Here is a 12,061-nt window from a genome sequence, read left to right on the forward strand (position 1 = left end):
TCACCGCACCGCAGGAGCGGCCGCAGCACACGAGGGATCGCATCGCAGAAGGGACCGCGCTTCAGGAGCGGCCGCATCGCAGAAGCGACCGCACTGCGGGTGGTGCCGCTACACGCGCCCCCGGGTGACCGCGTCGAAGGCCCGGTCGACGGTGTCGGCGACGTACGCGATGCCCTTGCCGGGCAACTCGGGGCGCTGGACCATGATCACCGGTTTGCGCAGGTCGCGGGCCGCCTCGATCTTGGCGTAGGTCTGGGCGCCGCCGGAGTTCTTGGTCACCAGGCAATCGACGGCGTAGTCGCGCATCAGTTTGCGCTCCCCCGCCACGTCGAAGGGACCGCGGGTGAGCAGCACCGTGCGGTTGCGCGGCAGCGGCCCCGTGGGCTGTTCGACGCAGCGGATGAGGTACCGGCCCTCGTCGTCGGCGGCGAAGTGCGACAGCTGCTGGCGGCCGATGGTCAGAAACGGAGTGGCGAACCGCGTCCGCGCCAACTCCGCGGCGGCCGCCATGTCGGCGACCTCGAGCCATTCGTCGCCGCGGACCGGCTCCCAGGCCGGACGGTGCAGCGCGACCAGCGGCAGTCCGGTTGCCCGCGCCGCCTCCGCCGCCGAGGCGCTGATGCGTTCGGCGAAGGGGTGGGTGGCGTCGATGATGACTTCGGTGGCGTCGGCGAGCAACCACCTGGTCAGGCCGGCCGGCCCGCCGAAACCGCCGATGCGCACGTGGCCGACGGGCAGCCTCGGCTCGGAGACCCGCCCGGCCAGGGACGACGTGACGTGCCAGCCGGCGTCGACCAGTCGCGCGGCCAGGGCGCGGGCCTCCGCGGTGCCGCCGAGAATCAGTGCCCGCACGTCAGCGTCCTCCCTTCGGCGTCGCGGGGGCGTCCGTCGGAGTACAGGTACGAGTCCGGGAATCCTTCGGCGCCGAGCACGCGGCCGACGACGATGACGGCGGTGCGGGTCACGCCGGCCTCCTTGACCTGTGCGGCGATGTCGCCGAGCGTGCCGCGCAGGATGACCTCCTCGGGTCGGGACGCGAATGCGACGACGGCGGCGGGACAGTCGGCGCCGTAGTTCGGTTTGAGTTCGGCGACGACGCGGTCGATGTCGTGGGCGGCGAGGTGGATGCACAGGGTCGCGCCGGTGCGGCCGAAATTGTCGAGCGTCTCGCCGTCGGGCATGGCCGACGCGCGGCCGGAGACGCGGGTGAGGATCACCGATTGGCCGACGGTGGGCACGGTGAGTTCGTGGCCGAGCGCCGCCGCGGCCGCGGAGAACGACGCCACGCCGGGCACGATTTCGTAGTCGATGCCGGCTGCGGTGAGCCTGCGCGCCTGCTCGGCCAGCGCGGACCACACCGACGGGTCGCCGGATTGGAGTCGGGCGACGTCCTTGCCTTCGGCGTCGGCCTTGGCGATGACGTCGATGATGTCTTCCAGCGGCATGCGCGCGGTGTTGATCACGTCGGCGTCGTCGGGGCAGTTGGCCAGCACTTCGGGAGGCACGATCGATCCGGCGTAGAGGCATACGGGGCAGGATCTGATCAGGCGGTCGGCGCGCAGCGTCAGCAGATCCGGTGCGCCGGGTCCCGCCCCGATGAAGTACACGGTCACTGGTGCTGTTCCCCTTCTCCGCCTCGGCGGGCGGTGCGTGCTGTGTCGGTTGTTGTGGTGTCGGTGTCGGCGTTGCTTTGCGACGGCCCGTCGACGACCCATTGGACCACGGGCAGGGCCGGTCGCCATGCCGTGAACGACCCAACCTTACCGGCGCGTTCGATGCCGATCCGGTGGACGGTTCCGCCGTGGCGGGCGCGGGCGGCCCACAGCACGGCTTCGGATTCGACGGTGACGGTGTTGGCGACGAGCCGTCCGCCCGGCGCGAGTGCGTCGACGCAGGCGTCGATCATGCCGTCGGCGGTGAGGCCGCCGCCGATGAAGATGGCGTCGGGTGCGGAGGCGTGGGGTGCGGTGGCGGGGACGCCGTCGAGCGAAGGCAGGGCCTGCGGGGCGGTGCCGTGGATGACCTCCACTCCGCCGGAGAGGTTCGCGACGTTGGCTCGGATGCGTTCGGCGCGCGCGGCGTCTCGTTCGATGCACACGGCGCGGCCTCCGTGGCGGGCCCATTCGATGGCGATGGAGCCGGTGCCGCCGCCGACGTCCCACAGCAGTGCGCCGGGGCGCGGGCCGAGAGCTGCGACGGTGAGTTCGCGAACGGGGCTTTTGGTCAGTTGGCCGTCGGAGTCGAAGTCGTCATCGGTAAGCCAGACGCGGGCGGGGCCGGCGGGTTCGACGGCGAGGATGGTGAGATTTCCGGCGGGCCTCGGGGGCCGTGCGACGGTGCCGCGGACGATGGTCTCCGGGCAGGGGCCGTCCGCGGTGCCGCCGACGTTGGTCAACGCCGTGAGCGTGGTGTCGGGGCGGTCGGCCAGGGCCTCGGCGACGTGGGCGACGGAATCGGCGTCGCGGCACAGCACCAGAAACGGCCGCCCGGCGTCGGCGTAAGGCACCACCGCCCCGGCGCCGGCTCGTCCGGCAAGTCCTGTCACCAGCGACACCACCGGAGTGCGATCCAGCGCCCACCCCAGGCGCGCACACGCCAGCGACGCCGACGACGGTGCGGCGAAGACCTCGATGGCGTCCGCGCCGAGTTCGCGCACCAGCGTCGTGCCGATGCCGTGGAACATCGGGTCGCCACTGGCCAGGACCACGTCGGTGGCCGGGTCGAGGTCGGCGAGGACTTCGCCCCACCGGCGCCAATAACCCTCCGGCCAGGTCACGCGCCGCGCCGTGATGCCGCCGCCCCCACCGTCGGCTCCTGCAGCCGACCCGACGTCGAGCAGATCCAGCTGGCGGGCCGCTCCGATGATGCGGTGGGCGTCGTCAAGCACGGACCGGGCCCGCACGCTCAACCCGTCCAAACCATCGCAGCCGATGCCCACCACCCGCAGACGCCCCCGCGAACCGGGAAGACCCGTCATCGCGGCATCTTCCTCCAGATGAACCGCGGCGTGAACCGGGTGGCGCGGGCCAGCACGCCCAGACGCGCCGGGATCCACACGTCGAGCTTGCGGCCGTCGAGCGCGGTGACCGACGCCTCGGCGACCTGCGCGGGCGTCGACGACATCGGGGCGGGCTTCATCCCCTCGGTCATGCGGCCCACCACGAAACCCGGCCGCGAAATGGTCAACTGCACCGGGCCGCCGTGCAGCCGATCCTGCATGCCCTGCAAGAACCCGTCCAGCCCGGCTTTCGCGGACCCGTAGACGTAATTGGCGCGACGCACCCGGGCGCCGGCGATCGACGAAAACGCCAGAATGCGGCCGGCCACCCCGTCGCGCACCGGCAACTCGCCGGACGCGGCCGCCGCCTCCATCCGCGCCACCAGCTCCGTGGCGATGGCCGCATGGGCGGTGAAGTCGGTGTGGACGACGCGCGCGGCCTCCATGCCGGAAGCCTCGCACGCCGACTGATCGCCGAGAATGCCGAACGCGATGACGGCCGTGTCCACCGGCGCCTTCGACCACGCCTCGTCGAGGACGCGCGCGTGCGACTCCAGGTCATCGGCGTCGAAATACAGCCGGTGCACCGCCACCGCACCGGAATCGGTGAGGCGCTTGGCGATGTCGTCGAGCCCGTCGACCCGACGCGCCGCCAACGTCACCGTGTTGTGGTTGGCCAGCCGCGCGGCCACCTCGCCGCCGATCTCGCTGGTGCCGCCCAAGATGAGCACGTGCCCCATCGCTACTTCTCCCCCTCCGCCGGTGCGCCGGCGCCGTGCGCACCGCCCGCGACGACGAGCTCGTGCGACCCGCGGTTCAGCGACTCGCACCCGTCCTCGGTGACCACGACGATGTCCTCCAGCCGCATGCCGAAGTCGCCCTCGAAGTACAGGCCCGGCTCGACGGAAAACGCCATGCCCGGCTCCAGCGGCAGGTCGTTGCCCTCCATGATGAAGGGCTCCTCGTGCAGGCTCAGGCCGATGCCGTGGCCGGTGCGGTGGATGAACACGTCCGCGTGTCCGGCGGCGGCGATGGCGTCGCGGGCGGCGGCGTCGATGGACGCGGCGGTCACACCCGGGCGCACGGCGGCGACGGCGGCTTCCTGTGCCGCGCGCAGCACCGCCCAGGCCTCGGTGGCGCGGTCCGGGGCGTCGCCGATGACGTAGGTGCGGGTGCAGTCGGAGTGGTAGCCCACGCCCCAGGTGCCGCCGATGTCGACGACCACGACGTCACCGTCGCAAAGCACCCTGTCGGAGAAGTCGTGGTGCGGGTTCGCGCCGTTGGGGCCGGAGCCGACGATGACGAAGTCGACGGCGTCGTGACCCTCCTCCAGGATCACGGCGGACAGCTCGTCGGCGACGTCGGCCTCGGTGCGCCCGGCGCGCAGCATTGCCGGGACGCGGGCGTGGACCCGGTCGATGGCCGCGGCGGCGTCGCGCAGCTGGGTGATTTCGGCGTCGTCCTTGCGCATGAACAGCTCGCGCAGCGTCTCGCCGGCCAGCACCGCCTCGGCCCCGGTCAGCTCGAGGATGGGCAGCAGGTGGTCGGCGGTCAGGGAGGCGCCGACGCCGATGCGGGGCCGGTCGGCGTGCGCGGCCGGCGCCAGTGCGTCGGCGACGATGCGGTGCGGCTTCTCGCCGTCGGCCCACAACACCACGTCGACGTCGAGGTCCGGCACCGCGGACGCCGGCAGGTCGCCGCGTTCGACGGCGGGCAGCACCAGCACGGGCCGCGCGGGCGCGCCGCTTCCGGGCTTTGCGACGGGCACCACCAGCGCCGTCAACCGTTCATGGGAGCTCACGGACGAACCGATGAGGTATTCCAGGTCGGGGCCGGTACCAAAGACCAGCCCGTCGAGGCCGCGGTCGGCGGCGAGCTCGGCGGCGCGGGTCAGGCGGCGGGAGTAGACGTCCGATGGAAAGAGTGATTCCGTCATATCGACCACGATAACCCCCGACCCGGGTATTTTGGCGGCATGAACTACCTCCCCGACCCGTTGACCAGGATCATCGCTCGAGCCGGCCGCGCGATCATGTCCGCGCCGACGCCGCTGCTGCGTCTGGTGGCCCGGCCGGGCCGCAACGGGCGGGGATATTTGCTGGACCCGGACGTGGCGATGTCGCTGGCGCTGTTGAAGGTCATCGGGTCGGGGAAGGGCATCGGCGAGTTGTCCGTCGCCGAGGCGCGCAGGGAGATCGACCGGGAGGCGTACCTTGCCGCGGGGCCGCGACCGAAGGTGCGCACGCGCGACGAGAGGATCGCCGGCGTTGCGGTGCGCAGGTATTTCGGTTTTCCGCTTGCCGACGCCTCCGCCCCCGCCGTGATGTATCTCCACGGCGGTGGATGGGCGGTCGGGTCGCTGGATTCCCATGATGCGCCGTGCCTGCGTTTGGCGGAGGCCGCCGGCGTCGACGTCATCTCCGTCGATTACCGCCTTGCGCCGGAGCACCCCTTCCCCGCCGGACTCGACGACGTCATGGCGGTGTACGAGGAGCTGACGGGCCCGCGCCCCGGGGCGGCATCCGGACCCGACGGTGCCGCCTCCCGTCGCGTGGCCGTCATCGGCGACTCGGCCGGCGCGAACTTCGCCGCCGTCGTGTGCCTGGAGGCCAAACGCCGGGGCCTGCCCCAGCCGGCGCTGCAGGGGCTGCTCGCCCCGGTGACCGACATGCTCGCCTGGATCGGCGACCGTGACGGCTGGACGGGCAGCGGCCGCGAGTTCGCCGACGGGTACTTTCTCACCTCCGCCGACATGTCCGCCTACGCGGATCTCTACATCGGCGACGGCACCCCCGGCTCGGCGTCGACGCAGCTGGCGCAGGACCCGCGGGTCTCCCCTCTGTTCGCCGAGGACCTCTCGGGCCTGGCCCCGGCGTTCGTCGCGCTGGGCGGTTTCGACCCCCTGCGCGACGAGGGCGAGGCCTACGCCGCCCGTCTCGCCGACGCCGGAGTGCCGGTGACGGTGAAGATCCACCGCGGCATGGTCCACCCCTTCATCAACTCCCCCGGACTGTGGCGCACCTCGCGCCGGGCGATCGACGAACTCGCCGGCGCCGTTCGCCTGGCGCTCGAAGTCAGACAGTGACCGGCGACCGACCCGACACCGAACCGACCAGACCCCATCAGACACTGACCCAACGCCAAACCGACCAGACACCCACCAGACGCTGACCAGACACCGACCCACAACGGGAACACCGATCCAACACAGGAAGGCCGCACAGTGACCGACGCCCCCCACAACACCTCCACCCACGACGACCCCCGCCCGCTGGCGGTGGTCACCGGCGCGGCCTCGGGAATCGGCCGCGGCCTGGCGATCTCCCTCGCCGGCGACGGCTACCGGGTCGCCATGGCCGACCGCAACGCCGCCGGTCTCGACGACACCGCCGAAGCGGCGCGCCGGGCATCCGGCCCCGGACGAAACCCGATCGTCGACTCCACCGGATTGGACATCGCCGACTTCGACGCAGTGGCCGAATGGGGTGAGCGCGTCGTCGCAAAGCACGGCGCCCCGATGGAGGTGTACAACGCCGCCGGCATCTCCGTGTGGGGCGACCCCACGACCCTGCCCCACGCCAAATGGCGCGGCGTCATCGACATCAACCTGATGGGCACCGTCCACGTCGTCGAAGCGTTCATCCCCGCCATGGCCGACGCCGGACGCGGCAAACTCGTGTGCGTGTCGTCGGCGGCCGGCATCCTCGGCCTGCCCTGGCACGCCGCCTACTCCGCATCGAAGGCCGGCGTCCTCGGCCTGTGCGAAGTGCTGCGATTCGACCTCGCCCCGAAGGGCATCTCCGTCCACGCCGTCGCCCCCGGCGCCGTCGACACCCCCCTCGTGCACACCCTCGACATCAACGGCATCGACCGCAACGCCAAGCGCGTCGCCAACGCCACCAAACTGTTCCAGTCGCACGCGATCTCGCCCGCCGAAGCTGCCGCGATCATCCGCTACGAAGTCGACGCAGGCACCTACCTCATCGCCACCTCCAACGAGGTGCCCGTCGGGCGGTGGGCGCAGGTGAACATGCCGTGGGCCTACCGCGGCGTCATGAAGCTGCTCAACCGCGGCCTGCGCTGGGCCGCCGAGGGCGCCGAAACCGACCCGAACGCGTAGGCCCGCGGGGCGTAGAACGGCGTAAAACACCGCGCCCCGCCGACTCTGCGACAACGCCGACGCGGTCGCCGATCACCGCGCGGGCGGGGCTGCGGCGGGCGCCTTCGATGCTGAGGCGGTCCGTATCGGCGGGCGTCCGTGCTGCGGTGTTCGGCACCCCGGGCGCTGCGGTGGCCTCACCGCTTTTCGTCGGGAGGCGTCCCCAGAACGTGGAGTGCGGTGGCCAGCCCGTCGTAATGTGTGACCAACTGCACCAACGCCACGCATTCACGATCCGACAGATGGCGCGCCAGCTCGGACCACGCGGCATCGTCGACATCGCGACGGGCGACGAGCTGGTCCGCGACCTCGAGCATCGCCCCGCGACGACCGGTGAAACCATGATCGCGACGGTCCACGGCCACGATCTCCGCGTCGGTCAAGCCCGCACGCTTGCCGATCACCCTGTGATGATCCCGCTCATAGTCCGCCCCGCGACCGTGGGCGACGCGCAAGATGACCAACTCCGTGTCCTGCCGGGACAACTCGCCGAATGGCATCATCGTCGCCGAGTAGATCAGCCAACCGCGGAACAGGCGCTTCGCCCGGCCGATCGTGGCGAACACCCCGAGGCGCTTGCGGCCGGTGGCACGGGCGCCGATGGCCTCGATCGCGCCGTTGACAAGGCCAAGCTGACGGCGTGTGCCCGGGCCGGGGCGGCCGGTGGGAAGCGGCGGGCTGGCCGGGCGGTCCTCGGTGGGGGTGGAAGGTGCGTGGTCGGGACCTGTGTGGTCGGGACCTGCGTGGGTGGAACCTGTGTGGGCGCGGGAAGTATTGTTCATGAAACCAGGTTAGGTGGGAGTGGCCGCCGCTGCAGGAGAATTCGTCAGTTCCGTCGTCGTCCCATGTGTCACTTGAGCACCAGCCGGTGGTGGGAGTCGATGGGGTCGCCCGGAGTTATGCGACAAATGCAGCCTCACGTCGAGTGAACGGCGATAAAAGCCCAGGACGTGAAAATGGGAGGCTGCATTTGTCGTCTAATGGCGTCGTCTGGGCTGCGGTTGGCTGGGGCGCGTCGGCGATTGAGTTGCGGAGTGGCGGCTGTCGAGTCGGCGGGTGCAGGGCTGGGCGGGTGCCGAGCCGGAGCGCTAATTGCCCAACGCCACGACGCCACGGCGAATGGCCTGCACCGCCTGCGACGCGTTGTCGCGGATCCGCTCCGAGTACCCCGTCTGACGCACCTGCGACAACAGATCCACCACCTGGCGGCACCAACGCACGAAATCACCCGGCGTCAGCTCCGCCCCCGCGTCCTTCGCCGCCGCGAGGCAGTACCCCAACGGCGCACCGGCGGTCCACTGGTGAATCGCGGTGGCGAAGGCGAGATCCGGCATGCGGGTCATCGGCAGACGGTGGCGCTTCTCGTCGGACGCGAGTTCCTGCCAGATGCGGAACGTGTCGGAAATCGCCCTGGCCAACGGCTTGGTGGGCACCTCGTCGGAACCCTGCGTGGCCTTGCGGTTTTCGAACACCAACGTCGACACCGCACCGGCCAACTCCGCCGGGTCGAGGTCGTCCCAGATGCCGCGGCGCAGACACTGGGCGGCGAGCAGATCGGAGCCGTTGTGGATCCGGGCGAGCCGCTCGCCCTCCTCGGACACGAAAGGCTCGCCGCGCCCACCGTCCTCGCCCTCGCCCCCGTCGGGCCACTCGACGTAATCCAACTCGCCGAGAAGATCGAGGACCCTGTCGAACGTCCGCGCCAAAGTATCGGAGGCCGCGGCCACGCGCCGCTCGAGGGTGGCCACGGTGTTCTGGGCTCGTCGTAAAGCATCCGCGTCCCGGGCCACGGACTCGACGGCGGGATCGCCGTGCAATGGGTGATCGCGCAGCTCGCGGCGCAGGCGCTTGAGCTCGGGCGAGGTCACCGAGGTGCGGCGGCGCAGGCGCTTGGGGCCGCGGATGCCGTGACGGTCGATCTCGGAACGGACGATGTTCACCGCCCGCCTGGGGTGGCGCGCGGCGTCGGAGGGCACCTTCACGCGGCCGAGCACCTCGGGCGCGCTGGGAAACGCGTCCGGCTCGATGCGCCCGGTGAAACCGCCGACGCCGACGACGGTCGGCCGCGGCCGGTGCCGCGCCGAGTCCTCGCGCACCACCGCCGCCAACTGGGCCTTCTTGCCCACGGGGATGGCGATGACGTCGCCGCGCCGCAGCCGCCGCAGCACGGTGACGGTCTCGGTGTGGCGGTCCTCGATGTTGCGGCGTTTGGCGGCCTTCTCCTCCGCGGAAATCGTCGACCGCAGCTCCAGGTAGGCCAGCAGCCCCTCGACGTCGCCGCCGGGCCTGCCATCCGCGGCGCCCAGCTCGGCGGTGAGCTGTTTGACGCGGGCGCGGGCGCGCTCCAGCTCGGCGACGTCGCCGACGATGTCGCCGTCGGCCTGGAACTGTGCGAAGGACCTTTCCATCATCTTCCGCGCGTCGGAGTGGCCGAGGGTGCGCAGCAGGTTGATGGACATGTTGTAGCCGGGCGTGAACGTGGACACCAGCGGGTAGGTGCGCGTCGATGCCAGGCCGGCGACCCATTTCGGGTCCATCGCCGGCGCCCACTGCACGACGGCGTTGCCCTGCGTGTCGATGCCTCGGCGGCCCGCCCGGCCGGTCATCTGCGTGTACTGGCCGGGCGTCAGGTCGACGTGCGCCTCGCCGTTGTATTTGACCAGCTTTTCCAGCACGACGGTGCGGGCGGGCATGTTGATGCCCAGCGCCAGCGTTTCCGTCGCGAACACGACCTTGACCAGGCCACGGTTGAAGAGCTTTTCGACGATGTGCCGGAACGCCGGCAACATCCCGGCATGGTGCGCGGCGAATCCGCGGACCACCGTGCGACGCCATCGGCGGAACCCGAGCACTTCGAGGTCTTCGGCCGGGATGTCGGCGACGCCGGCGTCGATGATGGCGGCGATTTCCTCCTGCTCGGCGATGGAGGTCAGTTCCATGCGCGAGGCGCCGAGCTGTTGCAGGGCGCCTTCGCAGCCGGCGCGGGAGAAGATGAACACGATCGCGGGGAGCATCGACCGTGAGCCGAGCAGCTTGACGACGTCGCTGCGGCGCAGGGGCCGCCACTTCTGGGTTTCCTGACGCTGCGTCCACTGGTGGCGGGCGAATTTACCGCCGCCGAGGTAGTTTCCGCCGCCGGCGTCGGCACGGGCGTGCGAACCGGAGTGGGAGCCTCTGCCACGGCGGCCGCCTCCACCGCGGAAGCCTCGGTCACCGCCGTGTCCACCGCGGCCTCCCCCGCCGCGACCGTCGTCGTAACCGGATTCGGCGCGGGCGGCGGCGTCGAGCAGGTCGCGGTTGACTTCGGTGCCGCCGGCCTCGAACAGCGGGTAGAGACGCCGGCCGACGAGCATGTGCTGGCTCAGCGGAACCGGCCTGCGGTCGGTGACGACGACGTCGGTGCGCCCGCGCACGGTGGACAGCCAGTCGCCGAACTCCTCCGAGTTGGACACCGTCGCCGACAGGCCGACGAGCGTGACGGATTCGTCGAGGTTGAGGATGACCTCCTCCCACACGGGGCCGCGTTCGCGGTCGGCGAGGTAGTGGATTTCGTCCATGACCACGTGGCTGAGCCGGTTCAGCGTCGGCGACTGCGCGTAGAGCATGTTGCGCAGCACTTCGGTGGTCATGACGACGACGTCGGCGTCGCCGTTGCGGGAGACGTCGCCGGTGAGCAGGCCGACCCTGTCTTCGCCGTACACGGCGACGAGGTCGTTGTACTTCTGGTTGCTCAGCGCCTTGATGGGCGTCGTGTAGAAGCATTTGCCGCCGTCGTCGAGTGCTGCCCGGATGGCGAACTCGCCGACGACGGTCTTGCCGGCGCCGGTGGGGGCGCACACCAGAACTCCGCGCCCGGCCGCGATGGCGCGGCAGGCGCGGAGCTGGAAATCATCGGGGGCGAAGCCCAGTTCGGCGATGAAGTCGTCCAGAAGGGTCATGCTTCCAGAGTGTCATAGCGCGGGCTCGAGTGCCTCTGCGATGGCGAGTGCCTGCGGCAGCGCGTCGGCGCCCAGTTCCACCTCGAATGTCGAATGCCCCTCCGCGATGACAATGACCGGTGAAGCTAATGGCATCGTGCCGGGTCAGAAAGCGGTGTCGTGGGACAGGTGCGTGAGAAAAACCACCGCTGGCACAAATCATGGCCAGCGTGCCAGCCACGGCCCACAAAGTCCGTCCGGTTCAGTTACTCGGCGGCGTCTACTCCACGTGGCAATCGGACTCTTCGCGTTTCGGAGTGTGTAGCTGACCGCAGAGCTCGGCTGGGGGTGACACGACATGTAGGGGCCCTGGCCGGTACAAGATGAGAGCTACGACGCTTCGCTGGACCTAGCCGGATCAATCCACTTTAAAACGTGTAGAGCTGGTTCAACTCCCACGGCAGTCGTCCGCCATGTCAAGGTGTGACTTAGCTAGGGGTTGGTATCTGATGGCGGCTAGATCAAACGGGCTGAATGCCGACAGGAGCTGCTTAGCCTACAGCTCCCACCAAAGGTAGTACCACTTGCCGCCGTCCTTGAAGCAGGTGAGGGAAACGCCAAACCCCATGTTCGAGTACATGGTCCGATGACCCATGCACTTCCAGAATCCATCGAATGGGGCGGAGCGCTTCTTGGGGCCTTTCCGAAGCGTTTCGGCGGTCGGCAAACCTGCGACTGTGCTTGTGGCGGAAGCTCGCGGGCTGGGGGCAGACTGGGCCGATGCTAGGGCGGGAGTGCTGCCGGTAAGTAAAGCAACTGCGGCGACTGTTGAGAGCAGCCTTTTGTCAGGTTTCATTATCTGTGACCTTTGGTTTTGTAGTCCGAACAACGGTCAGGTCGAAGGCTACAGGACGCTATAGATAGCGTCAAGGGTTTAAGCTGTTAGCTGTCGTAAAAGATCGTATGGAAGTTAGGGTGACTCTAAGT

The 12,061-nt window shown here is 70.0% G+C and carries 9 protein-coding genes; 2 read left to right on the top strand and 7 right to left on the bottom strand.

The window, feature by feature from the left end:
• Positions 1 to 108: 108 nt before the first annotated feature.
• From HMPREF3121_RS08435 to HMPREF3121_RS08455, 5 genes are read right to left on the bottom strand one after another with little or no spacing between them, the layout of a single operon-like run.
• Positions 109 to 852: a cobalt-precorrin-6A reductase gene (locus HMPREF3121_RS08435; protein WP_070522184.1), complete on the bottom strand. Its 744-nt coding sequence runs from the start codon at positions 850 to 852 to the stop codon at positions 109 to 111.
• Positions 840 to 1,613: a precorrin-4 C(11)-methyltransferase gene (cobM, locus tag HMPREF3121_RS08440; RefSeq protein WP_070522187.1), complete on the bottom strand. Its 774-nt coding sequence runs from the start codon at positions 1,611 to 1,613 to the stop codon at positions 840 to 842. Before cobM ends, HMPREF3121_RS08435 begins: the two co-directional genes overlap by 13 nt.
• Positions 1,610 to 2,977 carry a precorrin-6Y C5,15-methyltransferase (decarboxylating) subunit CbiT gene (gene cbiT, locus HMPREF3121_RS08445; protein WP_070522190.1) on the bottom strand — a complete coding sequence of 456 codons (1,368 nt, stop codon included), beginning with the start codon at positions 2,975 to 2,977 and terminating at the stop codon, positions 1,610 to 1,612. Before cbiT ends, cobM begins: the two co-directional genes overlap by 4 nt.
• On the bottom strand, positions 2,974 to 3,738 hold the full coding sequence (locus HMPREF3121_RS08450) for an SDR family NAD(P)-dependent oxidoreductase (RefSeq protein WP_070522193.1): 765 nt from the start codon (positions 3,736 to 3,738) through the stop codon (positions 2,974 to 2,976). The genes cbiT and HMPREF3121_RS08450 overlap by 4 nt, the downstream gene beginning before the upstream one ends.
• 2 nt (positions 3,739 to 3,740) lie before the next feature.
• Positions 3,741 to 4,934 carry a M24 family metallopeptidase gene (locus HMPREF3121_RS08455; RefSeq protein ID WP_070522196.1) on the bottom strand — a complete coding sequence of 398 codons (1,194 nt, stop codon included), beginning with the start codon at positions 4,932 to 4,934 and terminating at the stop codon, positions 3,741 to 3,743.
• A 39-nt stretch (positions 4,935 to 4,973) separates the two neighbouring features.
• On the opposite strand from HMPREF3121_RS08455, the gene HMPREF3121_RS08460 reads away from it, so the two are divergent.
• Entirely contained in the window at positions 4,974 to 6,083 is a 1,110-nt protein-coding gene (locus tag HMPREF3121_RS08460) for an alpha/beta hydrolase (protein ID WP_070522198.1), read from the top strand.
• Between the two features lie 138 nt (positions 6,084 to 6,221).
• Positions 6,222 to 7,118, top strand: coding sequence for an SDR family oxidoreductase (locus tag HMPREF3121_RS08465; RefSeq protein ID WP_246816114.1), 897 nt, complete (start codon positions 6,222 to 6,224; stop codon positions 7,116 to 7,118).
• Positions 7,119 to 7,294: 176 nt separating this feature from the next.
• On the opposite strand, the gene HMPREF3121_RS08470 is transcribed toward HMPREF3121_RS08465, so the two are convergent.
• Both HMPREF3121_RS08470 and HMPREF3121_RS08475 read right to left on the bottom strand, forming a co-directional pair.
• Positions 7,295 to 7,939 carry a carboxymuconolactone decarboxylase family protein gene (locus tag HMPREF3121_RS08470; RefSeq protein WP_083291519.1) on the bottom strand — a complete coding sequence of 215 codons (645 nt, stop codon included), beginning with the start codon at positions 7,937 to 7,939 and terminating at the stop codon, positions 7,295 to 7,297.
• A gap of 306 nt (positions 7,940 to 8,245) precedes the next feature.
• Positions 8,246 to 11,095: a DEAD/DEAH box helicase gene (locus HMPREF3121_RS08475; protein ID WP_070522201.1), complete on the bottom strand. Its 2,850-nt coding sequence runs from the start codon at positions 11,093 to 11,095 to the stop codon at positions 8,246 to 8,248.
• Positions 11,096 to 12,061: the final 966 nt, after the last annotated feature.

Origin of the sequence: Corynebacterium sp. HMSC11E11 (assembly GCF_001807025.1) — a bacterium.
Taxonomy (GTDB): domain Bacteria; phylum Actinomycetota; class Actinomycetes; order Mycobacteriales; family Mycobacteriaceae; genus Corynebacterium; species Corynebacterium freneyi.

Bases quoted from the DNA above. Each gene is read 5' to 3' on its own strand.
- HMPREF3121_RS08470 (WP_083291519.1), bottom strand. From the start codon at position 7,939: ATGAACAATACTTCCCGCGCCCACACAGGTTCCACCCACGCAGGTCCC.
- HMPREF3121_RS08450 (WP_070522193.1), bottom strand. From the start codon at position 3,738: ATGGGGCACGTGCTCATCTTGGGCGGCACCAGCGAGATCGGCGGCGAG.
- cbiT (WP_070522190.1), bottom strand. From the start codon at position 2,977: ATGACGGGTCTTCCCGGTTCGCGGGGGCGTCTGCGGGTGGTGGGCATC.
- HMPREF3121_RS08475 (WP_070522201.1), bottom strand. From the start codon at position 11,095: ATGACCCTTCTGGACGACTTCATCGCCGAACTGGGCTTCGCCCCCGAT.
- HMPREF3121_RS08460 (WP_070522198.1), top strand. From the start codon at position 4,974: ATGAACTACCTCCCCGACCCGTTGACCAGGATCATCGCTCGAGCCGGC.
- HMPREF3121_RS08455 (WP_070522196.1), bottom strand. From the start codon at position 4,934: ATGACGGAATCACTCTTTCCATCGGACGTCTACTCCCGCCGCCTGACC.